Source organism: Shigella sp. FC1661 (assembly GCF_001712525.1).
Taxonomy (GTDB): Bacteria; Pseudomonadota; Gammaproteobacteria; order Enterobacterales; family Enterobacteriaceae; genus Escherichia; species Escherichia coli.
This window is the reverse complement of record NZ_MDGW01000431.1, coordinates 1-23,804: the sequence shown is the minus strand read 5'-3', so window position 1 is coordinate 23,804 and position 23,804 is coordinate 1. Positions and strand designations below refer to the sequence as shown.

Annotated in this window: 20 protein-coding genes and 5 pseudogenes; 19 read left to right on the top strand and 6 right to left on the bottom strand. The window is 53.1% G+C overall.

From position 1 onward, the window contains the following. The 4 genes and pseudogenes from BFF42_RS19645 to BFF42_RS19630 all read left to right on the top strand — a co-directional run. Positions 1-326 (top strand): annotated as a pseudogene (locus tag BFF42_RS19645) (IS1-like element IS1B family transposase); the annotation flags it as partial. 113 nt (positions 327-439) lie between these two features. Continuing rightward, positions 440-796: an ArsC family reductase gene (locus tag BFF42_RS19640; protein ID WP_000258252.1), complete on the top strand. Its 357-nt coding sequence runs from the start codon at positions 440-442 to the stop codon at positions 794-796. A gap of 3 nt (positions 797-799) precedes the next feature. After that, positions 800-1,927: a succinyl-diaminopimelate desuccinylase gene (dapE, locus tag BFF42_RS19635; protein ID WP_001277803.1), complete on the top strand. Its 1,128-nt coding sequence runs from the start codon at positions 800-802 to the stop codon at positions 1,925-1,927. Between the two features lie 27 nt (positions 1,928-1,954). Next, complete coding sequence (locus BFF42_RS19630) at positions 1,955-2,155, top strand: YpfN family protein (protein ID WP_000383836.1); 201 nt, start codon at positions 1,955-1,957, stop codon at positions 2,153-2,155. A 109-nt stretch (positions 2,156-2,264) separates the two neighbouring features. On the opposite strand, the gene ypfH is transcribed toward BFF42_RS19630, so the two are convergent. The 6 genes from ypfH to dapA all read right to left on the bottom strand — a co-directional run bounded on the left by ypfH (position 2,265) and on the right by dapA (position 8,953). Then, positions 2,265-2,963 carry an esterase gene (gene ypfH, locus BFF42_RS19625; protein ID WP_000679848.1) on the bottom strand — a complete coding sequence of 233 codons (699 nt, stop codon included), beginning with the start codon at positions 2,961-2,963 and terminating at the stop codon, positions 2,265-2,267. Between the two features lie 73 nt (positions 2,964-3,036). Beyond that, on the bottom strand, positions 3,037-5,052 hold the full coding sequence (gene tmcA / locus BFF42_RS19620; protein WP_000829385.1) for a tRNA cytosine(34) acetyltransferase TmcA: 2,016 nt from the start codon (positions 5,050-5,052) through the stop codon (positions 3,037-3,039). 14 nt (positions 5,053-5,066) lie between these two features. Continuing rightward, positions 5,067-5,930 carry a KPN_02809 family neutral zinc metallopeptidase gene (gene ypfJ / locus BFF42_RS19615; RefSeq protein ID WP_001267495.1) on the bottom strand — a complete coding sequence of 288 codons (864 nt, stop codon included), beginning with the start codon at positions 5,928-5,930 and terminating at the stop codon, positions 5,067-5,069. Between the two features lie 167 nt (positions 5,931-6,097). Then, positions 6,098-6,811 (bottom strand): phosphoribosylaminoimidazolesuccinocarboxamide synthase, encoded by a 714-nt coding sequence (gene purC / locus BFF42_RS19610; RefSeq protein WP_001295467.1) that lies wholly within the window; start codon positions 6,809-6,811, stop codon positions 6,098-6,100. Between the two features lie 212 nt (positions 6,812-7,023). Beyond that, positions 7,024-8,058 carry an outer membrane protein assembly factor BamC gene (gene bamC / locus BFF42_RS19605; protein WP_012421526.1) on the bottom strand — a complete coding sequence of 345 codons (1,035 nt, stop codon included), beginning with the start codon at positions 8,056-8,058 and terminating at the stop codon, positions 7,024-7,026. Positions 8,059-8,074: 16 nt separating this feature from the next. Continuing rightward, complete coding sequence (dapA, locus tag BFF42_RS19600; RefSeq protein ID WP_001295469.1) at positions 8,075-8,953, bottom strand: 4-hydroxy-tetrahydrodipicolinate synthase; 879 nt, start codon at positions 8,951-8,953, stop codon at positions 8,075-8,077. A 145-nt stretch (positions 8,954-9,098) separates the two neighbouring features. Here dapA and BFF42_RS19595 point away from each other — a divergent pair, with 145 nt between their 5' ends. The 15 genes and pseudogenes from BFF42_RS19595 to focB form a co-directional block, all read left to right on the top strand. Next, positions 9,099-9,671, top strand: a complete 573-nt coding sequence (locus tag BFF42_RS19595; RefSeq protein WP_000176187.1) for a glycine cleavage system transcriptional repressor — start codon at positions 9,099-9,101, stop codon at positions 9,669-9,671. Next, positions 9,671-10,141, top strand: a complete 471-nt coding sequence (gene bcp, locus BFF42_RS19590) for a thioredoxin-dependent thiol peroxidase (RefSeq protein WP_001068682.1) — start codon at positions 9,671-9,673, stop codon at positions 10,139-10,141. The genes BFF42_RS19595 and bcp overlap by 1 nt, the downstream gene beginning before the upstream one ends. A 252-nt stretch (positions 10,142-10,393) precedes the next feature. After that, the gene (hyfA, locus tag BFF42_RS19585) at positions 10,394-11,011 is read left to right on the top strand and encodes a hydrogenase 4 subunit HyfA (RefSeq protein WP_012421271.1); all 618 of its coding nucleotides are present in this window, start codon (positions 10,394-10,396) and stop codon (positions 11,009-11,011) included. Next, positions 11,011-13,029 (top strand): annotated as a pseudogene (gene hyfB / locus BFF42_RS28425) (hydrogenase 4 subunit B). Before hyfA ends, hyfB begins: the two are co-directional and overlap by 1 nt. Positions 13,030-13,039: 10 nt before the next feature. After that, on the top strand, positions 13,040-13,984 hold the full coding sequence (gene hyfC / locus BFF42_RS19575) for a hydrogenase 4 subunit HyfC (protein WP_012421476.1): 945 nt from the start codon (positions 13,040-13,042) through the stop codon (positions 13,982-13,984). Positions 13,985-14,000: 16 nt separating this feature from the next. Next, positions 14,001-15,230: pseudogene (locus BFF42_RS19565) on the top strand (hydrogenase 4 subunit D). Positions 15,231-15,241: 11 nt separating this feature from the next. Beyond that, a complete protein-coding gene (hyfE, locus tag BFF42_RS19560) occupies positions 15,242-15,892 on the top strand; it encodes a hydrogenase 4 membrane subunit (RefSeq protein ID WP_000580447.1) in 651 nt (216 codons plus the stop codon). 4 nt (positions 15,893-15,896) lie between these two features. Continuing rightward, a pseudogene (hyfF, locus tag BFF42_RS19555) lies at positions 15,897-17,466 on the top strand (hydrogenase 4 subunit F). After that, entirely contained in the window at positions 17,456-19,171 is a 1,716-nt protein-coding gene (gene hyfG / locus BFF42_RS19550) for a hydrogenase 4 catalytic subunit HyfG (protein WP_001102299.1), read from the top strand. Before hyfF ends, hyfG begins: the two are co-directional and overlap by 11 nt. A 9-nt stretch (positions 19,172-19,180) precedes the next feature. After that, positions 19,181-19,720, top strand: coding sequence for a hydrogenase 4 subunit H (gene hyfH, locus BFF42_RS19545; protein WP_039059492.1), 540 nt, complete (start codon positions 19,181-19,183; stop codon positions 19,718-19,720). Beyond that, positions 19,717-20,475 (top strand): hydrogenase 4 catalytic subunit HyfI, encoded by a 759-nt coding sequence (hyfI, locus tag BFF42_RS19540; RefSeq protein ID WP_000075552.1) that lies wholly within the window; start codon positions 19,717-19,719, stop codon positions 20,473-20,475. The genes hyfH and hyfI overlap by 4 nt, the downstream gene beginning before the upstream one ends. After that, positions 20,468-20,881 carry a hydrogenase 4 assembly chaperone HyfJ gene (gene hyfJ / locus BFF42_RS19535; protein WP_005026381.1) on the top strand — a complete coding sequence of 138 codons (414 nt, stop codon included), beginning with the start codon at positions 20,468-20,470 and terminating at the stop codon, positions 20,879-20,881. The genes hyfI and hyfJ overlap by 8 nt, the downstream gene beginning before the upstream one ends. Before the next feature lie 29 nt (positions 20,882-20,910). After that, positions 20,911-21,255 carry a hypothetical protein gene (locus BFF42_RS27935; protein WP_001251568.1) on the top strand — a complete coding sequence of 115 codons (345 nt, stop codon included), beginning with the start codon at positions 20,911-20,913 and terminating at the stop codon, positions 21,253-21,255. 78 nt (positions 21,256-21,333) lie between these two features. Beyond that, positions 21,334-22,923: a sigma-54-dependent Fis family transcriptional regulator gene (locus BFF42_RS19530; protein WP_252709271.1), complete on the top strand. Its 1,590-nt coding sequence runs from the start codon at positions 21,334-21,336 to the stop codon at positions 22,921-22,923. Positions 22,924-22,944: 21 nt separating this feature from the next. After that, a pseudogene (gene focB / locus BFF42_RS19525) lies at positions 22,945-23,625 on the top strand (formate transporter FocB); the annotation flags it as partial. Between the last annotated feature and the right edge of the window lie 179 nt (positions 23,626-23,804).

The window sequence follows — 23,804 nt, the reverse complement described above, 5'->3', positions numbered from 1 at the left end:
TTTACGCGTATGACAGGCTCCGGAAGACGGTTGTTGCGCACGTATTCGGTGAACGCACTATGGCGACGCTGGGGCGTCTTATGAGCTTGCTGTCACCCTTTGACGTGGTGATATGGATGACGGATGGCTGGCCACTGTATGAATCCCGCCTGAAGGGAAAGCTGCACGTAATCAGCAAGCGATATACGCAGCGAATTGAGCGGCATAACCTGAATCTGAGGCAGCACCTGGCACGGCTGGGACGGAAGTCGCTGTCGTTCTCAAAATCGGTGGAGCTGCATGACAAAGTCATCGGGCATTATCTGAACATAAAACACTATCAATAAGTTGGAGTCATTACCTACTTCGATAATGTTATATTTCCTGATAATCATTTGCAGGCAAAATGTTTTCACCCTTAAATGAGTATTTATTCTCATAGATCGAAAAAGGATTCATTATGGTTACACTTTACGGCATCAAAAATTGTGACACCATTAAAAAGGCTCGCCGTTGGCTGGAAGCCAATAACATCGACTATCGTTTTCATGATTACCGCGTCGATGGGCTGGACAGCGAATTATTGAACGGTTTTATCAACGAATTAGGCTGGGAAGCGTTACTGAACACCCGTGGTACAACCTGGCGTAAACTGGACGAAACCACCCGCAATAAAATCACCGATGCGGCCTCTGCGGCGGCATTAATGACTGAAATGCCTTCAATTATCAAACGTCCATTGCTCTGCGCGCCTGGTAAGCCTATGCTGCTGGGTTTCAGTGATTCCAGTTATCAGCAATTTTTCCATGAGGTGTAGTCTATGTCGTGCCCGGTTATTGAGCTGACACAACAGCTTATTCGCCGCCCTTCCCTGAGTCCTGATGACGCAGGATGCCAGGCTTTGTTGATTGAACGTTTGCAGGCGATCGGTTTTACCGTTGAACGCATGGACTTTGCCGATACGCAGAATTTTTGGGCATGGCGTGGGCAAGGTGAAACGTTAGCCTTTGCCGGGCATACCGACGTGGTGCCGCCTGGCGACGCCGATCGTTGGATCAATCCGCCGTTTGAACCCACCATTCGTGATGGCATGTTATTCGGGCGCGGTGCGGCAGATATGAAAGGCTCGCTGGCGGCGATGGTGGTAGCGGCAGAACGCTTTGTCGCACAACATCCCAACCATACGGGGCGACTGGCATTTCTGATCACCTCTGATGAAGAAGCCAGTGCCCACAACGGTACGGTAAAAGTCGTCGAAGCGTTGATGGCACGTAATGAGCGTCTCGATTACTGCCTGGTCGGCGAACCGTCGAGTATCGAAGTGGTTGGTGATGTGGTGAAAAATGGTCGTCGCGGATCGTTAACCTGCAACCTTACCATTCATGGCGTTCAGGGGCATGTGGCCTACCCGCATCTGGCTGACAATCCAGTACATCGCGCAGCACCTTTCCTTAATGAATTAGTGGCTATTGAGTGGGATCAGGGCAATGAATTTTTCCCGGCGACCAGTATGCAGATTGCTAATATTCAGGCGGGAACGGGCAGTAACAATGTTATTCCGGGTGAACTGTTTGTGCAGTTTAACTTCCGCTTCAGCACCGAACTGACTGATGAGATGATCAAAGCGCAGGTGCTTGCCCTGCTTGAAAAACATCAACTGCGCTATACGGTGGATTGGTGGCTTTCCGGGCAGCCATTTTTGACCGCGCGCGGTAAACTGGTGGATGCGGTCGTTAACGCGGTTGAGCACTATAATGAAATTAAACCGCAGCTACTGACCACAGGCGGAACGTCCGACGGGCGCTTTATTGCTCGCATGGGGGCGCAGGTGGTGGAACTCGGGCCGGTCAATGCCACTATTCATAAAATTAATGAATGTGTGAACACTGCCGACCTGCAGCTACTTGCCCGTATGTATCAACGTATCATGGAACAGCTCGTCGCCTGATGAGTGGTTCTGCAAGAGGAAATAAGCATGGACTGGCTGGCTAAATATTGGTGGATTCTGGTGATTGTCTTTTTGGTAGGCGTCCTGCTGAACGTGATTAAAGATCTCAAGCGCGTCGACCACAAGAAATTTCTCGCCAACAAGCCGGAGCTTCCCCCGCATCGTGATTTCAACGATAAGTGGGACGATGACGACGACTGGCCGAAAAAGGATCAACCGAAGAAGTAAGCTGAGTGCTCAACCGTAGGCCGGATAAGGCGTTAACGCCGCATCCGGCAATGGTGAACGATGCCTGATGCGACGCTCACGCGTCTTATCAGGCCAGGTAATCTGTCTTTTACATCATTTCAATCACATCATCATCGCCAGGCTTACCGCCACTTAGCGCTTCGTCGAAATAATGTTTCGGAATGGTATAACGCAAGTGATCCAGGGCAAATTGCATACTGCGATTGTCGATCGCATGGCCTAAATCCTCCACGATATCCAGCGTCACGTCACCACCGGCACTGATTAACGCTTCCTGCGCCGCAACCGCATGCGCCAGATCGATAACCGGATCTTCACCGCCATGAATCAGGTGAATTGTCGTTGCTGTAGACGCGGTTTCCGGCAGGCTCGCATAGCGTCCGTTAAAAGCAATGACGCGTGAAGCAAGGCCCGGTTCGGCTTTAATACTCTCCAGCGCCATAATCGCGCCTTGAGAGAAACCGATTAACGCCGTGGCGTTAGCCCCTACTCCACTCTGTTTCTGCCAGTAGCGTACCGTTTCAATAAACGTCGGCATGATGGCATCCACACGCGCCTGGCGATTATCTTCCGTAATACCCTGCACCGAAAACCACTGACGCCCCGCCGGATTACCGCTCGGCTCCGCGCCACCGACACTCACCACCAGCGCATCAGGAAACAGCGGTGCAAACCAACTGCCTATTTCCCCCATTGCCACCGAGTTATCCCCGACACCATGGAAAAGCAGTAACAACTGTTGCACAGGTTTATCCGGGCTTTGAACAACAAAATGGTCATGTTTCATGGCGAACTCCTTAACTGATGTCATTAATTTTACGCCGCTGGCTCACAATGACCATGGGAGAAAATTGAAGGAGTCAGTGAAAAAATTGCCATTGCGTTATGCGATCGCGCAGACGCTCAGTGCGAACATCATTAAGTGCGAACAGCGCATGCGCGGCCTCTTCCCGCTGACGGACCAGTAACATCTTGCGGCCTGCAAGTTTAAGTGTGGTACATAACTGCGCATCACTGGCATTTTTCTGTAAACGCCCACGCAGCGCCGGTAATGCCAGTTCACTGGTTTGTAGCAGACGCAATAAGCAACCTAACGACGTTAATAGCGGACGATGAGCAAAAGCAAAACCGGCCAGTTCAAGCCAGTCGTCGTCAGAAAGCACGATATCGTTTAGTGGATCAACAGGAAGTGTTTCGCCATTCCACTGCGCGAGAGCTTGCGCATCGCGACGTAAACGGTAATGCTCACGTTCAGCCAGCTGTTTACCCGCATCACTCATCGGTAACAGCGCCATCGCCGTATAGCAACCACTGCTGGCTTCACGATGATTACCCATTCGTACCAGCACAAAACCGCAGCGTTGCCAGAAACGCCATAACTCCCCGGTGTAACCAAAACTCACCGAAAGATAGTCGAGGTCTTGCGTATATTGCAAAGCGCTGGCAATGAGCTGTTGCCCAACGCCTTCGCGCTGACGAGCCGGATGAACTGCTATCCGGCTGACCCGCCGTCCACGCAATGTCGCTGCCAGTGGATTGCTACCGTGCGCCGCCAGCGACTGGGCCACCAGATTACCCCGCGGGCGACGAAAACCTGCCCATACCGCCTGACTGAGTTGTTGAGATAATCCCCCCTCATCCACCAGCCACAGCGCTCCGGCAATCTCGTTTTCGCCAGCCGCCTGTAAAAAATATTGCCCTGGTGCATCCATCATCCGGCGTAAATCCAGCGGCGAAGTCCGGTAGTGCGCACCAGACAATAACTGATAAACCTTTAACGGCGTTTCTGGCTCGCTTCGCCATAACGTTTGTTCAAATGCGGAAATGACGATATTGCCTTGTGGTGTATGGGTGAAGTTTTCATCGTCAAAAACCAGTGCCTCACTAACCATTTTTTCCAGCGGGCATCCCTGTGCCCAGCGGATCGGCTGTTGCAGTTCAAAACGGTGTAAATGCGGAAAGCGAGCGCAAAATTTCAGCAAAAAACCACGTCCGGTGCCTTCGTAGCCCTGCACCGTAGTGGTTAACAACGTTCGAGGAAAACGCGATACCAGTTGATGCAACAACGGCGCAGGTATGGCTGCGGCTTCATCGACCACCAGCCAGTCGGCTTGCTCATCGCTGGCTAACAAGGCATCCGGCGCAATAAAGCGAAACTTCTCGCCCGCAAATTGTGCCAGTACATCCGTTGCCGCTTTTGCGGGCGCGGTGACAATCGCACTGCCCGCAATACGAGAAATGAGTTGCCCTGCCAGCGCCGACTTACCGCGCCCACGCGCAGCCGTTACCGCTGCCACGCCCGGCAGCATGGTCAGTAGCTGCTGTAAGAGTTGCTGTTGTTCTGGTTGTGGTGCGCCGGTCGCGGGGTGCCAGTCAGTACGGGGAGTAAAATGCGCCAACGAGAACGGCTGGTTTTGCCGCCAGAGAATAGCGTCGTTATCCGCCGTAAGTACGCGTTTGAGATGCTGGACAAAATGCGGCGTCGCAATAGGGTCAGGGCAATCACTCCAGCGCAGCGAGTCGGCATCAGGTTGGTTTTCCCACTCTTCCCATACAGGGAGTAACAAAACCAGCCAGCTTCCCGCTTTCAACGTTCCGCTAAGTGCCGCAAAGGCAGCGGCATCAAAGCCGTGGCGGGCGTCGAATACCGCATGCCGGAACTCGCGCCCAAGTAAAGTTTGTAGCACCGAGGGAGAACAGTGGTTTTCAGCATCTGGCTGCGGCGAAATCCACAGCCAGTCGCCAAGTAAGGCATCACGCAACTTAAGCGCATGATCAAAACACCAACCCTCTTCCCCGCTCAACACCAGCAAGCGGCGGATCCCTTCACGTTTCATTTGCGCTGTTAATGTGTAAAGCGCAGTCAGTTCAGCCATCCCTGCCCCGGAAATTAAATGCTTTTACCAAAAGTATTGCATTGTGCCGGATCGCCGCTGTCGAAACCACGTTTAAACCAGCTGTAGCGTTGCTGAGAAGTGCCATGTGTGAAACTGTCTGGTACTACTCGCCCCTGACTTTGCTGTTGTAAACGGTCATCGCCGATGGCCTGCGCCGCATTCAGCGCCTCTTCCAGATCGCCGGTTTCCAGAACACCTTGCTGCTGCATGTTATGCCCCCAGACACCGGCAAAACAGTCGGCCTGGAGTTCCATACGCACAGATAAGCGGTTCACTTCCGCCTGCGTCGCGTTTTGTTGCAGTTGACGAACTTTCGGCTCGATGCCTAACAGTTTCTGCACATGATGACCGACTTCATGGGCGATAACGTACCCCTGGGCAAAATCGCCATCCGCGCCAAGTTTGTCTTTCATGTCATCATAGAAGGAGAGATCGATATAAACTGTGCCATCCGCCGGGCAATAGAACGGCCCCATAATGGACTGGCCCGCCCCGCAGCCGGTGCGCGTCATTCCACGGTACATGACCAGCTTCGGTTGCTGATAGGTCTTACCCATCTTCTCGAACTGTTGTCCCCAGGTGTCTTCCGTGGTTGCCAGAATCACCGAGGTGAATTTTGCAGCTTCGTCTTCATTAGGGCTAATGGACCGCGTTGATTGTTGTTGGGAAACCGGCTGTCCAGTCATTAACCCGGTTAAATCAACACCATAGTAGCCTGCAACCAGCACGACTATCAGTAAAATCAGCCCGCCTTTACCGCTTGGCAGGCGAAAACCGGGACCGCCCATAGACGGACCACCGGAGCTGTTGCGCCTGTCTTCAACATTGTCACTTTCACGTCGCCCTTGCCAACGCATAGATACCTCAACAATATATTCATTATAGAAATGATCGTAGGTGGTTCAGAGGAAAATTACCACAGGAAAGCGGGATGAAATGGCGGAGGAATGAGCGTTCAATGCATATATTCCGAGAGCGGTTGTCTTGCCGTGCCAGCTGCACGGCAAGATGATGAACAGAAAAATCAGTCCAGCTGTACACCCAGGCGGCGGGCGACGGCTTCATAGGCTTCGATCAGGCCACCGAGGCTCTGGCGGAAACGGTCTTTGTCCATTTTCTCCAGTGTTTCTTTGTCCCACAGGCGGCTGCCGTCCGGGGAGAACTCATCGCCCAGTACCACTTCACCTTTGTACAGACCAAACTCCAGCTTGAAGTCGACCAGAATCAGACCAGCATCATCGAACAGTTTTTTCAGCACGTCGTTCGCTTTGTAGGTCAGCTCTTTCATACGCGCCAGGTTCTCTTTGCTCACCCAGCCAAAGGTTTCGCAGTAAGATTCGTTGACCATCGGATCGTGCATGGCATCGTTTTTCAGGAACAGATCGAACAGCGGCGGGTTCAGCTCAATACCTTCTTCGATTCCAAGACGTTTCACCAGAGAGCCTGCAGCACGGTTACGCACGACACACTCAACCGGCACCATATCCAGCTTTTTCACCAGACATTCGGTATCGGAGAGCAGACGCTCCATTTGAGTCGGGATACCCGCTTCAGCCAGTTTGCTCATAATGAAGTAGTTGAACTTGTTGTTCACCATACCTTTGCGATCAAACTGCTCAATGCGCGCGCCATCCCCTGCTGACGTATCATTGCGGAATTCGAGCACCAACAGGTCCGGGTTTTCCGTGCTGTATACGGTTTTCGCTTTACCACGATACAACTCAGCTTGCTTTTGCATCTTTATCACTCCTGGGTGTGAATTAACGTTTTAAAATCTTTTGCTGTCTGGTGTGCCGGATGTTTTGTCGGATGCGGCAAGAACGCCTTATCCGACCTACGTCCGACAAACAAATTTCGTGCGAATTACCGCTAAAATTGCATTTTTCTGCCGACGCACACGTTTGCGTATCATATCAGAAAAAAGGGCCGGATGACTCCAGCCCTGTATTTTTACTTGCTAAACGCAGCCTGGAAGACAGCTACCAGCGCGTCGTTCTGACTCTGAGTCAGAGTATGACCTTTCGGATCGATGAACTGTAGGCTGCTGCGGTTATCTAAATCGCCAACCTGCAGTTTATAGTCACCGGATGCCAGGCCTGGATCGCTCGCGCCCAGTTCCTGCCAGTCGCTGTCAGACAGCGGCTTATAAGTTACGGCCATGTTACCCTGCGAACGGGTGCTGTCGGTCACTTTCATGCCCACTTTTTCCAGCGCCGCTGGCAGACGTTGCCAAACCACATTGAACGGCCCGCGTACGACCAGCATCGGTAAACCGGTGTCATCAGCTGCACTTTGTACGTCCATAGTGGTGGAGGCACGATTTTGCGCAGCGTTCGCGGCGTCAGAGGCAGATTTATCCAGACCGGCGGAAATAACGTTCATCATCTCCGTGCTGTAACGCTGCATGGAAGCCGCGTCTGCAACCGGTTTGCCCGCCTGTTCCAGGTTCAGCAGTTTAACCGTAACCGCCTGCTGATAACCCTGCGGCTTAACAGAGATTTGATAACGACCACGATACTGCTCGTCTTCGTCCAGACGGTTCCATTGTACCCAATCGATGGTCAGTGTCTGACCAGCATCATCACGTTGGGTGATGGTGTAGTTTTTCGCCTGCAGCACGCAAACCACCTGCGGCCACAGAGTATTGCCACGACCATTTTCCACCAGCAATGAAGCGGTATCGCCCGTGAACTGGGTACGCACGCCAGAAACCAGTGCCAGCGGCTGGGCTGGTGGACGAATGTCCAGCGCCTTACCGACAGCACCACTACCGTTGGTCACCGGGATTGCATAATCACCGGAGGTCACCGGCAAAATCATTCCAGCCGGGGCATGAAGCTCCGCAAGCGGTGCCGCTTCCAGGTAGGCTTCATCACCACTGACCTGACGCTTATAGCGTGAGTCAGAACTACAGGCAGCGAGTAATAAAATAAGCGAAACACCCGCAACCTTTGCCAGGCGCGACTTTTGAACAGAGTAAGCCATCAAATCTCCCTAAACTTTACAGCAAACCGGCATGCTTAAGCGCCGCTCTGACCGTCTCACGACCACTGTCGGTGATTGGTGTCATTGGCAGGCGCAGCGTATCGGTCGCCACAAGACCCAGTTCCTTACATGCCCATTTCACCGGGATTGGATTGGGTTCGACAAATAGTTTGTTGTGTAATGGCATCAGACGCTGATTAATAACGCGTGCCTCGGCAAAATGCCCTTCTGCTGCCAGTTTGCACATCTGGGCCATATCACGCGCTGCGACGTTAGCCGTAACGGAAATAACCCCATGACCGCCTAATTGCATGAAGTCCAGCGCGCTCGCATCATCGCCGCTCAGCAGAACAAAATCATCTGAAACCAGCTCTTTGATCTGGTTTACACGCGTTAAGTTCCCTGTTGCCTCTTTGATTCCGATAATATTTTTTACTTTCGCCAGACGGCCCACCGTTTCCGGGAGCAGATCGCAGCCAGTACGGGACGGCACATTATACAGAATTTGCGGCAGGTCAGTATGTTCAGCGATGGCTTTGAAATGCTGATACAAACCTTCTTGCGACGGACGATTGTAGTAAGGGGTTACCGTCAGGCAGCCGACGATACCGCTGTCATTGAAGCGCTGCGTCAGGCTAATGGCTTCCGCAGTAGCGTTAGCACCGGTCCCGGCAATCACCGGAATGCGCCCGTCAGCCAGCTCCAGCGTCATCATCACCACATCAGCATGTTCGTCATGATTTAAGGTAGCGGACTCGCCAGTGGTGCCAACAGAAACGATCGCCGAAGTACCGCTGGCGACATGATAATCAATCAGTTTTTTCAAGCTAGCCCGACAGACATTACCTTTTTCATCCATCGGAGTAACAATCGCGACAATACTTCCCGTGAACATGGGCCATCCTCTGTGCAAACAAGTGTCTCAATGGTACGTTTGGTATGGCATTAAAAGCAAGCAGACAGAACCGTTCTGATTGTTGTATGCATGTTTTTTTTATGCTTTCCTTAAGAACAACTCACCCCTTAAAGGAATAACCAGTTTGACACTGTCATCGCAACATTATCTGGTGATCACTGCGTTGGGTGCCGATCGCCCTGGAATTGTGAACACCATCACCCGTCATGTCAGTAGTTGCGGCTGTAATATTGAAGACAGTCGCCTGGCTATGCTGGGAGAAGAGTTCACGTTTATCATGCTGCTTTCCGGTTCATGGAATGCCATTACTCTGATTGAATCAACGTTACCGTTGAAAGGTGCCGAACTGGATCTTTTAATCGTGATGAAGCGCACGACGGCGCGTCCGCGTCCGCCAATGCCAGCATCTGTCTGGGTTCAGGTCGATGTTGCAGACTCCCCGCATTTAATTGAACGCTTCACAGCACTTTTCGACGCGCATCATATGAACATTGCGGAGCTGGTGTCGCGCACGCAACCTGCTGAAAATGAACGGGCTGCGCAGTTGCATATTCAGATCACCGCCCACAGCCCCGCATCTGCGGACGCAGCAAATATTGAGCAAGCGTTCAAAGCCCTATGTACAGAACTCAATGCACAAGGCAGTATTAACGTCGTCAATTATTCCCAACATGATGAACAGGATGGAGTTAAGTAATGAATCCACTGAAAGCCGGTGATATCGCACCGAAATTTAGCTTGCCGGATCAAGACGGAGAACAAGTTAATTTGACCGACTTCCAGGGACAGCGTGTTCTGGTTTATTTCTACCCGAAAGCCATGACCCCCGGCTGTACCGTACAGGCCTGCGGCTTACGCGATAACATGGATGAGTTGAAAAAAGCGGGCGTTGATGTGCTGGGTATCAGCACCGATAAACCCGAAAAACTCTCCCGTTTTGCGGAAAAAGAGCTGCTTAACTTTACGCTCCTGTCTGATGAGGACCACCAGGTGTGCGAACAATTCGGCGTCTGGGGTGAAAAGTCCTTCATGGGCAAAACCTACGATGGTATTCATCGCATCAGCTTCCTGATTGACGCTGATGGCAAAATCGAACATGTCTTTGACGATTTTAAAACCAGCAATCACCACGACGTTGTGCTGAACTGGCTGAAAGAACACGCCTGATTACTTTGCTCCATTCCGTGCTGGCTGCGCTTGCGGTCAGCACACCTCACTTCTCGTGATCAAGATCACATTCTCGCTTTCCCCTGCGACACGGGTGTCGAATCCATTTTTTGCTGAACGTTAATGACCATCATTTTTGTACCGTTCAGAACCCAGTTAATACATAATTTATTGAATATATTAAATTAATCAGACTGGCATCCTTTATGCAATATGAAATGCAATGTTTCATATCATTTTCAAGGAGCCGACATGAACCGCTTTGTGGTGGCCGAACCACTGTGGTGTACAGGATGTAATACCTGTCTCGCTACCTGTTCGGACGTGCATAAAACGCAAGGTTTACAGCAACACCCGCGCCTGGCCCTGGCGAAGACGTCAACAATCACTGCCCCTGTCGTGTGTCATCACTGTGAGGAAGCCCCTTGCCTGCAGGTCTGCCCGGTCAATGCCATCTCCCAGAGGGATGATGCGATCCAACTCAACGAAAGCCTCTGTATTGGCTGCAAGCTTTGCGCCGTGGTCTGCCCATTTGGCGCAATCAGCGCTTCAGGAAGCCGTCCGGTGAATGCCCCTGCGCAATATGTTTTTCAGGCTGACGGCTCACTCAAAGATGGCGAAGAAAACGCGCCGACCCAACATGCTTTGCTGCGCTGGGAACCGGGTGTCCAGACCGTCGCGGTGAAATGCGACCTGTGTAATTTCTTGCCAGAAGGTCCGGCCTGCGTTCGCGCTTGCCCGAATCAGGCGTTACGGCTGATTACCGACGATAGCCTGCAACGTCAGATGAAAGAAAAACAGCGCCTTGCCGCAAGCTGGTTTGCCAATGGCGGGGAGGATCCCCTTTCCCTCACTCAGGAGCAACACTAATGGATGCCCTGCAATTATTAACCTGGTCGCTGATCCTCTTTCTGTTTGCCAGTCTGGCTTCGCTGTTTTTACTCGGTCTGGACAGACTGGCTATTAAGCTTTCCGGCATCACATCGCTGGTGGGCGGCGTGATTGGCATCATCAGCGGAATTACGCAATTACATGCTGGTGTAACTTTAGTCGCCCGTTTTGCCACCCCTTTTGACTTTGCCGATTTAACCCTGCGAATGGATAGCCTCTCGGCATTTATGGTGCTGGTTATCTCCTTGCTGGTGGTGGTTTGTTCGCTCTATTCATTGACTTATATGCGCGAATACGAGGGCAAAGGCGCGGCGGCGATGGGCTTCTTTATGAATCTTTTCATCGCATCGATGGTTGCCCTGCTGGTGATGGACAACGCTTTTTGGTTCATCGTGCTGTTTGAAATGATGTCGCTGTCTTCCTGGTTTCTGGTCATTGCCAGGCAGGATAAAACGTCGATCAACGCTGGCATGCTCTACTTTTTTATCGCCCACGCCGGATCGGTGCTGATTATGATCGCCTTCTTGCTGATGGGGCGCGAAAGCGGCAGCCTCGATTTTGCCAGTTTCGCACGCTTTCACTTTCTCCGGGGCTGGCGTCGGCGGTGTTTCTGCTGGCCTTTTTCGGTTTTGGCGCGAAAGCCGGGATGATGCCGTTGCACAGCTGGTTGCCGCGCGCTCACCCTGCCGCACCATCGCACGCTTCGGCGTTGATGTCTGGCGTAATGGTCAAAATCGGTATTTTCGGCATCCTGAAAGTAGCGATGGATCTGCTGGCGCAAACGGGTTTGCCTCTGTGGTGGGGCATTCTGGTGATGGCGATCGGCGCAATCTCCGCGCTCCTGGGCGTGCTATATGCGCTGGCGGAACAGGATATCAAACGGCTGCTGGCCTGGAGTACCGTCGAAAACGTCGGCATTATTTTGCTGGCAGTCGGTGTGGCGATGGACGGTCTGTCACTGCACGACCCGCTGCTCACCGTGGTTGGACTGCTCGGCGCACTGTTTCATCTGCTCAACCATGCGCTGTTCAAAGGGCTGCTATTTCTCGGCGCGGGCGCGATTATTTCGCGTTTGCATACCCACGACATGGAAAAAATGGGGGCACTGGCGAAACGGATGCCGTGGACAGCCGCAGCATGCCTGATTGGTTGCCTCGCGATATCAGCCATTCCTCCGCTGAATGGTTTTATCAGCGATATGGTACACCTGGCAGTCGCTGTTCTCACTAAGTCGTGTGGAAGCCGTAGCGCTACAACTTGCGGGTCCTATTGCTATGGTAATGCTGGCAGTCACTGGTGGGCTGGCAGTAATGTGCTTCGTCAAAATGTACGGTATTACTTTCTGTGGTGCGCCGCGCAGTACACACGCTGAAGAGGCACAGGAAGTGCCAAATACGATGATCGTCGCCATGCTACTGCTCGCGGCACTCTGCGTATTAATTGCGCTTAGTGCCAGTTGGCTGGCACCGAAGATAATGCATATTGCCCATGCGTTTACCAATACCCCTCCCGTCACTGTCGCCAGCGGAATAGCACTTGTACCCGGCACGTTTCATACACGGGTCACTCCTTCATTACTGTTGCTGTTACTACTGGCGATGCCTTTGCTGCCAGGCCTTTACTGGCTGTGGTGTCGTTCGCGCCGCGCAGCGTTTCGTCGCACAGGAGATGCCTGGGCATGCGGCTACGGCTGGGAAAACGCGATGGCTCCGTCAGGCAATGGCGTGATGCAGCCGCTGCGTGTGGTCTTCTCTGCGTTATTTCGTCTACGACAACAGCTCGACCCTACGCTGAGGCTAAATAAAGATCTTGCGCACGTCACCGCCAGGGCTCAGAGCACAGAACCCTTCTGGGATGAGCGGGTGATCCGCCCCATCGTGAGCGCCACCCAACGGCTGGCCAAAGAAATACAGCATCTGCAAAGCGGCGACTTTCGTCTCTATTGCCTGTATCTAGTTGCCGCACTAGTTGTGCTGCTAATCGCTATTGCCGTCTAAGGAAATCACCATGAGACAAACTCTTTGCGACGAATATCTGGTCATTTTTGCGTTAGCACAGGCCGTGATTCTGCTGCTAACCCCGCTTTTTACGGGTATTTCCCAGCAGATACGCGCGCGTATGCACTCCCGCCGCGGGCCGGGGATCTGGCAGGATTATCGCGAGATCCACAAACTGTTTAAACGCCAGGAAGTTGCGCCTATATCTTCAGGTCTGATGTTCCGCCTGATGCCGTGGGTATTAATCAGCAGCATGCTGGTGCTGGCGATGGCCCTACCACTTTTTATTACCGTTTCCCCTTTTGCGGGCGGCGGCGATCTGATCACCCTTATCTATCTTCTTGCCCTGTTTCGTTTTTTCTTTGCTCTTTCCGGGCTGGATACCGGAAGCCCGTTTGCGGGAGTCGGTGCCAGTCGCGAGTTGACGCTCGGCATTCTGGTCGAACCCATGCTCATTCTCTCACTGCTGGTATTGGCGCTGATAGCAGGTTCCACGCATATCGAGATGATCAGCAATACGCTGGCAACGGGCTGGAACTCGCCGCTAACCACCGTACTGGCATTACTGGCCTGTGGTTTTGCCTGCTTCATTGAGATGGGAAAAATTCCCTTTGATGTTGCTGAAGCAGAACAGGAATTACAGGAAGGCCCGCTGACCGAATATTCCGGTGCCGGGCTGGCGCTAGCGAAATGGGGGCTGGGGCTGAAACAGGTCGTGATGGCAGCACTGTTTGTGGCCCTGTTTCTGCCCTTTGGGCGCGCGCAAGAACTTTCTCTCGCCTGCCTGCTGACTTCACTTGTCGTTACGCTGCTCAAGGTTTTGCTGATTTTTGTACTGGCCTCAATCGCAGAAAACACGCTGGCACGCGGGCGTTTTTTACTCATTCACCATGTGACCTGGCTTGGCTTCAGCCTTGCTGCGCTTGCATGGGTCTTCTGGTTAACCGGTCTGTAAGGAGCACTGACGGAATATGGAAAATCTTGCTCTGACGACGTTAATGCTGCCTTTTATCGGCGCACTGGTCGTTTCGTTTTCGCCACAACGTCGGGCCGCCGAATGGGGGTTTTGTTCGCCGCACTGACCACGCTGTGCATGTTGTCGCTGATCTCCGCGTTTTATCAGGCCGATAAAGTTGCCGTCACGTTGACGTTGGTCAACGTGGGGGATGTGGCATTGTTTGGCCTGGTCATTGATCGCGTGAGTACGCTGATTCTGTTTGTGGTGGTGTTTCTCGGTTTGCTGGTCACGCTCTACTCCACGGGTTATCTGACGGATAAAAATCGCGAACACCCGCATAACGGCACGAATCGTTATTACGCATTTTTGCTGGTGTTTATCGGCGCGATGGCGGGACTGGTACTCTCCTCGACGCTGCTCGGTCAGTTGTTGTTTTTTGAAATTAGGGCGGCTGCTCCTGGGCGTTGATCAGTTATTACCAGAGCGATAAAGCGCAGCGTTCAACACTAAAAGCGTTGCTTATCACCCATATCGGTTCGTTGGGGTTGTATCTTGCCGCCGCCACGCTGTTTTTGCAGACCGGAACGTTTGTGCTTAGCGCGATGAGCGAGTTACATGGCGACGCACGTTATCTGGTTTATGGCGGCATCCTGTTTGCCGCGTGGGGGAAATCGGCCCAGCTACCGATGCAAGCGTGGCTACCGGACGCAATGGAAGCGCCAACACCGATCAGCGCCTATCTCCACGCCGCATCGATGGTGAAAGTGGGCGGCTGGCACTGGAGGGCAGCATCGCCTACATCGTCAACCACGCGTTCGCTAAAAGCCTGTTTTTCCTTGTAGCAGGTGCGCTGAGTTACAGCTGCGGCACGCGCTTGTTGCCGCGTCTGCGTGGCGTATTGCACACCCTGCCGTTGCCAGGCGTGGGTTTCTGCGTGGCAGCGCTGGCGATTACCGGTGTGCCGCCGTTCAACGGCTTCTTCAGTAAATTCCCGCTGTTTGCCGCCGGTTTTGCGTTGTCAGTGGAGTACTGGATCCTGCTGCCCGCCATGATTCTGCTGATGATTGAATCGGTCGCCAGTTTCGCCTGGTTTATTCGCTGGTTTGGTCGCGTTGTGCCTGGCAAACCGAGCGAGGCCGTCGCCGATGCCGCACCGCTGCCAGGGTCAATGCGCCTGGTGTTGATTGTACTGATTGTGATGTCGCTGATTTCCAGCGTAATCGCCGCGACCTGGTTGCAGTAAGGAGATGATGAATGATCGGTTCTATGATCGTAAATAATCTGGCGGGACTGATGATGCTGACATCGCTGTTTGTGATTAGCGTCAAAAGCTATCGCCTGTCATGCGGATTTTACGCCTGCCAGTCGCTGGTGCTGGTGTCTATTTTCGCCACTCTCTCGTGCCTGTTCGCCGCAGAGCAACTGCTGATCTGGTCCGCCAGCGCCTTTATCACCAAAGTGCTGCTGGTACCGTTAATCATGACTTACGCTGCACGAAATATTCCCCAGAACATCCCGGAAAAAGCGTTATTCGGTCCGGCAATGATGGCACTGCTCGCGGCGTTAATTGTCCTGCTTTGCGCATTTGTCGTTCAGCCCGTGAAGCTACCGATGGCTACCGGGCTGAAACCGGCGCTGGCGGTAGCGTTAGGTCATTTTCTGCTTGGCCTGCTGTGCATTGTCAGCCAGCGCAATATCCTGCGGCAAATTTTTGGTTACTGCCTGATGGAAAACGGCTCCCATCTGGTGCTGGCGCTTCTTGCCTGGCGAGCACCGGAACTGGTGGAAATAGGTATCGCTACCGACGCCATCTTCGCCGTCATTGTGATGGTGTTACTGGCAAGAAAAATATGGCGTACCCACGGCACGCTGGACGTGAACAACTTGACCGCGCTGAAGGGATAATGAGATGAGTTATTCTGTGATGTTCGCTTTACTCCTGCTCACGCCGCTGCTTTTTTCGCTGCTCTGTTTTGCCTGCCGGAAACGGGGGCTCTCTGCGACTTGTACGGTGACTGTATTACATAGCTTAGGGATCACACTGCTGCTGATTCTGGCACTCTGGGTGGTCCAAACTGCCGCTGATGCAGGAGAAATATTCGCTGCGGGACTGTGGCTTCATATTGATGGTCTGGGCGGTTTGTTCCTCGCCATTCTTGGTGTGATTGGCTTTCTCACCGGTGTTTACTCGATTGGCTACATGCGTCATGAAGTGGCACACGGCGAGCTTTCACCCGTTACACTGTGCGATTACTACGGTTTCTTCCATCTGTTTTTGTTCACCATGCTGCTGGTTGTTACCAGCAATAACCTGATTGTGATGTGGGCGGCGATCGAAGCCACCACCTTAAGCTCGGCGTTTCTGGTAGGCATTTACGGTCAGCGTTCATCGCTGGAATCAGCATGGAAGTACATCATTATTTGTACTGTTGGTGTCGCTTTTGGTCTGTTCGGTACCGTGCTGGTATACGCCAACGCCGCCAGCGTTATGCCGCAGGCAGAAATGGCGATATTCTGGAGCGAGATTCTTAAGCAATCGTCCTTGCTTGACCCAACATTAATGCTGTTGGCCTTTGTGTTTGTGCTAATTGGCTTTGGTACCAAAACCGGGCTATTTCCCATGCACGCCTGGCTGCCGGATGCTCACAGTGAAGCGCCGAGTCCGGTCAGCGCCCTGCTCTCCGCCGTATTGCTGAACTGCGCGCTGTTGGTGCTGATTCGCTATTACATCATTATTTGCCAAGCCATCGGCAGCGATTTCCCCAACCGGTTGTTGCTCATCTTCGGCATGTTGTCGGTTGCCGTGGCGGCATTTTTCATTCTGGTACAGCGGGACATTAAGCGTCTGCTGGCGTACTCCAGCGTGGAGAACATGGGGCTGGTCGCGGTGGCGCTAGGCATTGGCGGGCCGCTGGGAATTTTTGCCGCGCTGCTGCACACCTTAAACCACAGTCTGGCAAAAACGCTGCTGTTCTGCGGTTCCGGCAATGTACTGCTCAAGTACGGCACGCGCGATCTCAACGTCGTCTGTGGGATGCTCAAAATCATGCCATTTACCGCCGTGCTGTTTGGCGGCGGTGCGCTGGCGCTGGCAGGGATGCCGCCCTTCAACATTTTTCTTAGCGAATTTATGACCGTTACCGCAGGACTGGCACGTAATCACCTGCTGATTATCGTCCTGCTGTTATTGCTGTTAACGCTGGTGCTGGCGGGCCTGGTACGGATGGCTGCGCGGGTGTTAATGGCGAAACCGCCGCAGGCCGTTAACCGGGGTGATCTCGGCTGGTTGACCACCTCGCCAATGGTGATTCTGCTGGTCATGATGCTGGCGATGGGAACGCATATTCCACAACCTGTCATCAGGATCCTGGCGGGCGCTTCCACTATAGTCCTCTCAGGGACGCACGACCTGCCTGCACAACGTAGCACTTTTGCCTTCAGGCACCGCATCTGTTTCGGAGAAACACAGTGAACGTTAATTCATCGTCAAATCGTGGCGAAGCGATTCTCGCCGCCCTGAAAACGCAGTTCCCCGGCGCGGTGCTGGATGAAGAGCGACAAACGCCTGAACAGGTCACCATTACGGTGAAAATCAATCTGCTGCCTGACGTTGTACATTATCTTTATTATCAACATGATGGCTGGCTTCCAGTCCTGTTTGGCAACGACGAGCGGACACTTAACGGTCATTACGCGGTTTATTATGCCCTTTCAATGGAAGGGGCCGAAAAATGCTGGATCGTGGTGAAGGCACTGGTCGATGCCGACAGTCGGGAGTTTCCGTCAGTCACACCGCGCGTCCCTGCCGCGGTCTGGGGCGAGCGAGAAATTCGCGATATGTACGGGCTGATTCCGGTTGGCCTGCCGGATCAGCGTCGCCTGGTGTTGCCCGATGACTGGCCGGAAGATATGCATCCGCTGCGCAAAGATGCGATGGATTATCGACTGCGCCCTGAACCGACGACAGATTCCGAAACGTATGCGTTTATCAATGAGGGCAACAGCGATGCGCGGGTGATCCCTGTCGGCCCGCTGCATATCACCTCCGATGAACCGGGTCACTTCCGCTTGTTTGTGGATGGCGAGCAAATTGTCGATGCTGATTACCGCCTGTTTTATGTCCATCGCGGCATGGAGAAACTGGCAGAAACGCGGATGGGCTACAACGAAGTGACCTTCTTATCGGACCGCGTGTGTGGGATTTGCGGTTTTGCCCACAGTGTGGCCTATACCAACTCGGTTGAAAATGCACTGGGGATTGAGGTGCCGCAACGAGCGCATACCATTCGCTCGATTCTGCTGGAAGTCGAACGGCTACACAGTCATTTGCTCAACCTTGGCCTCTCCTGCCATTTTGTTGGTTTTGATACCGGCTTTATGCAATTTTTCCGCGTGCGGGAAAAGTCGATGACGATGGCGGAATTGCTGACCGGGTCGCGTAAAACCTACGGTCTGAATCTGATTGGTGGTGTTCGCCGCGATATTCTCAAAGAGCAACGTCTGCAAACGCTGAAACTGGTGCGCGAGATGCGCGCCGACGTGTCGGAGCTGGTAGAGATGCTGCTTGCTACGCCGAATATGGAACAACGCACTCAGGACATTGGCATTCTCGACCGACAAATCGCCCGTGATTATAGCCCTGTAGGGCCGCTGATCCGCGGCAGTGGTTTTGCCCGTGATTTGCGCTTTGATCACCCCTACGCCGACTACGGCAATATTCCAAAAACACTGTTTACCTTCACCGGCGGCGATGTTTTCTCCCGCGTGATGGTCCGTGTCAAAGAGACGTTTGATTCGCTGGCAATGCTGGAATTTGCCCTCGACAACATGCTGGATACCCCACTGCTGACCGAAGGCTTTAGCTATAAACCTCACGCATTCGCGCTGGGCTTTGTTGAAGCGCCACGCGGTGAAGACGTGCACTGGAGCATGCTCGGTGATAACCAAAAATTGTTCCGCTGGCGCTGCCGTGCCGCCACCTACGCCAACTGGCCGGTGTTGCGTTACATGCTGCGCGGCAATACCGTTTCTGACGCACCGCTGATTATCGGTAGCCTTGATCCCTGCTACTCCTGTACCGACCGTGTGACGCTGGTAGATGTGCGCAAGCGCCAGTCAAAAACCGTGCCGTATAAAGAGATCGAACGCTACGGCATTGATCGTAACCGTTCGCCGCTGAAGTAAGGACAGAAGATGCTGAAGTTACTGAAAACTATTATGCGCGCCGGAACCGCGACGGTGAAATATCCCTTCGCGCCACTGGAGGTCAGCCCAGGCTTTCGCGGGAAACCGGACCTGATGCCCAGCCAATGTATTGCCTGCGGCGCCTGTACTTGTCCGGCAAATGCGCTGACTATCCAGACCGACGACCAGCAAAATTCGCGCACCTGGCAGCTCTATCTGGGGCGTTGTATTTACTGCGGACGTTGTGAAGAAGTGTGCCCGACCAGAGCCATCCAGCTTACCAATAACTTTGAACTGACCGTCACCAATAAAGCCGATCTCTATACCCGCGCGACGTTCCATCTACAACGTTGCAGCCGTTGCGAACGCCCGTTTGCCCCGCAAAAAACCGTCGCACTGGCTGCTGAATTGTTGGCACAGCAACAAAATGCGCCACAAAACCGCGAAATGTTGCGGGCGCAAGCGAGCGTCTGCCCGGAGTGCAAACAACGCGCGACGCTGATCAACGACGATACAGATGTACCGCTGGTGGCTAAGGAGCAGCTATGAGTCCAGTGCTTACACAACATGTCAGCCAGCCCATCACGCTGGATGAGCAAACGCAAAAGATGAAGCGGCATTTGCTACAGGATATCCGTCGCTCAGCCTACGTTTATCGCGTCGATTGCGGCGGCTGCAACGCCTGTGAAATCGAAATTTTTGCTGCCATCACCCCCGTATTCGACGCAGAACGTTTTGGCATTAAGGTTGTTTCATCACCGCGTCACGCCGATATTTTGTTATTTACTGGCGCAGTCACCCGGGCGATGCGTATGCCTGCACTTCGGGCGTATGAGTCTGCCCCCGATCATAAAATCTGTGTTTCCTACGGCGCGTGCGGTGTCGGCGGCGGTATTTTCCACGATCTCTACAGCGTCTGGGGCGGCAGCGACACCATTGTCCCCATTGATGTTTGGATCCCCGGCTGCCCGCCAACACCGGCCGCCACCATTCACGGTTTCGCCGTGGCGCTCGGTTTGCTGCAACAGAAGATTCACGCTGTGGATTATCGCGATCCCACCGGGGTGACTATGCAACCGTTGTGGCCACAGATCCCGCCATCACAGCGTATCGCCATTGAGCGAGAAGCGCGGCGGCTGGCGGGCTATCGTCTGGGGCGAGAAATTTGCGATCGGCTCCTGCGCCATTTAAGCGACGATCCTACAGGAAATCGGGTTAACACCTGGTTGCGCGATGCCGACGATCCACGTCTCAATAGTATCGTTCAGCAACTCTTTCGCGTACTCCGGGGGTTACATGACTGAAGAGTGCGGGGAAATTGTTTTCTGGACGCTGCGAAAAAAGTTTGTCGCCAGTAGCGACGAGATGCCGGAACACAGCTCTCAGGTAATGTATTACTCGCTGGCTATCGGCCATCACGTTGGCGTGATTGATTGTCTGAATGTCGCCTTCCGCTGCCCACTGACGGAAAACGAAGATTGGCTTGCACAGGTCGAAGAGGAGCAAGCCCGACGTAAGATGCTGGGGGTGATGACCTTTGGTGAGATTGTTATTGACGCCAGCCACACCGCCCTGTTGACCCGGGCATTCGCGCTACTGGCAGATGACGCGACGTCTGTGTGGCAGGCGCGTAGCATTCAATTCATTCATCTGTTGGATGAAATTGTGCAGGAACCGGCCATCTATCTGATGGCCAGAAAAATTGCGTGAGAAGGATTTCTCATTAATAAGGACTGTTGATGGCTATGTCAGACGAGGCGATGTTTGCCCCGCCACAAGGAATAACAATTGAAGCGGTAAACGGAATGCTCGCGGAGCGGTTAGCACAGAAACACGGTAAGGCGTCTTTATTACGCGCCTTCATCCCGATGCCGCCGCCGTTCAGCCCGGTACAACTTATTGAACTGCATGTTATCAAAAGCAACTTCTATTACCGCTACCATGATGATGGCAGCGATGTGACGGCAACAACAGAGTATCAGGGCGAGATGGTCGATTATTCTCGTCACGCCGTCCTTCTCGGCAGTAGTGGAATGGCGGAGCTACGCTTTATTCGTACCCACGGCAGCCGTTTTACTCCCTAGGATTGCACACTGTTTAACTGGCTGGCACGCATTATCACTCCGGTTCTGCAATCATGGCTCAATGATGAAGAACAACAGGTGGCGCTGCGTTTGCTGGAGAAAGATCGCGATCATCATCGGGTACTGGTTGATATTACTAATGCAGTGCTGTCACATCTTGATCTCGACGATCTGATCGCTGACGTCGCTCGTGAGATCCATCATTTTTTCGGTCTGGCTTCAGTCAGTATGGTACTGGGCGATCATCGAAAGAACGAGAAGTTTAGCCTTTGGTGCAGCGATCTTTCTGCCTCACATTGTGCGTGTCTGCCACGCAATATGCCTGGCGACAGTGTATTGCTGACACAAACGCTACAAACCCGACAACCGACCTTGACGCACCGTGCAGACGATCTGTTTCTCTGGCAACGCGACCCGTTATTACTCTTACTTGCATCTAACGGCTGCGAATCTGCGCTCCTTATACCGCTTACCTTTGGCAACCATACACCGGGTGCATTGTTGCTGGCGCATACCTCTTCCACTCTCTTTAGTGAGGAAAACTGCCAGCTACTACAACACATAGCCGATCGCATCGCTATTGCCGTTGGCAATGCCGATGCCTGGCGTAGCATGACCGATTTGCAGGAAAGTTTGCAGCAAGAAAACTACCAGCTTAGCGAGCAGCTCCTTTCGAATCTGGGCATCGGTGACATTATCTATCAAAGCCAGGCAATGGAAGACCTGCTCCAGCAGGTAGATATTGTAGCGAAGAGCGACAGTACGGTATTGATTTGTGGTGAAACCGGAACCGGCAAAGAGGTGATCGCCAGAGCGATCCATCAACTTAACACGCGACGCGACAAACCGCTGGTCAAAATCAACTGCGCTGCCATCCCCGCCAGTCTTCTGGAAAGTGAGTTATTCGGTCATGACAAAGGGGCGTTTACTGGTGCGATTAATACACATCGTGATCGTTTTGAAATTGCCGATGGCGGCACGTTGTTTCTCGATGAAATTGGCGATCTGCCGTTAGAACTTCAGCCTAAACTGCTGCGCGTATTGCAGGAACGGGAGATTGAGCGTCTCGGCGGGAGTAGAACGATCCCGGTGAATGTCAGAGTCATTGCCGCCACCAACCGTGATTTGTGGCAAATGGTTGAAGATCGCCAGTTTCGCAGCGATCTCTTTTATCGCCTGAATGTCTTCCCATTGGAATTGCCGCCGCTACGCGACCGTCCGGAAGATATCCCTCTTTTAGCAAAACATTTCACGCAAAAAATGGCGCGCCATATGAATCGCGCAATTGACGCCATCCCGACCGAGGCGCTACGCCAGTTGATGTCGTGGGACTGGCCGGGCAACGTGCACGAGCTGGAAAACGTGATTGAGCGAGCAGTACTGCTGACTCGCGGTAACAGTCTGAATTTACATCTTAATGTCCGACAAAGCCGTTTACTGCCGACGCTAAATGAAGATTCAGCGCTTCGCAGTTCAATGGCGCAGTTGCTGCACCCGACGACGCCAGAGAATGACGAAGAAGAACGTCAGCGCATTGTTCAGGTATTGCGAGAAACCAATGGCATTGTTGCCGGGCCCCGTGGCGCGGCGACACGATTAGGGATGAAGCGCACCACGCTGCTGTCACGAATGCAGCGTCTGGGGATCTCGGTTCGCGAGGTGTTGTAATCTGCTTTTGCAGGAGTATGCATGAGAAACAAACTCTCTTTCGACTTGCAGTTGAGCGCCAGAAAAGCGGCAATCGCTGAACGGATTGCCGTCCATAAAATTGCCCGCAGTAAAGTGTCGGTCTTTTTAATGGCGATGTCCGCTGGCGTGTTTATGGCGATCGGATTTACTTTTTACCTTTCCGTTATCGCCGATGCCCCGTCTTCACAGGCATTAACCCATCTGGTGGGCGGCCTTTGCTTTACACTCGGCTTTATTTTGCTGGCGGTTTGCGGCACCAGCCTGTTCACCTCGTCGGTAATGACGGTGATGGCAAAAAGTCGGGGCGTTATTAGTTGGCGAACTTGGCTGATTAACGCACTTCTGGTGGCCTGTGGTAATCTGGCAGGTATTGCCTGTTTCAGTTTGTTAATCTGGTTTTCCGGGCTGGTGATGAGTGAAAACGCGATGTGGGGAGTCGCGGTTTTACACTGCGCCGAGGGCAAAATGCATCATACATTTACTGAATCTGTCAGCCTCGGCATTATGTGCAATCTGATGGTTTGCCTGGCGCTGTGGATGAGTTATTGCGGGCGTTCGTTATGCGACAAAATCGTCGCCATGATTTTGCCCATCACCCTGTTTGTCGCCAGTGGCTTTGAGCACTGTATCGCCAATTTGTTTGTGATTCCGTTCGCCATTGCCATTCGCCATTTCGCCCCGTTACTTTATTCGTACCCCTTATAATGGGGTGTTAGCCAGCCAGACCCGGCATGATTACTGCCCCCAGTCGTCCATGATCCGGGGGGTGATGTCACCGGGTCTGGTGGGGCGCTGGTAACCGCTAATAGGGGTCAGGTCAGGCACTTTTGCCGGGACCGTCTGTAACGTGGATGCCGGTA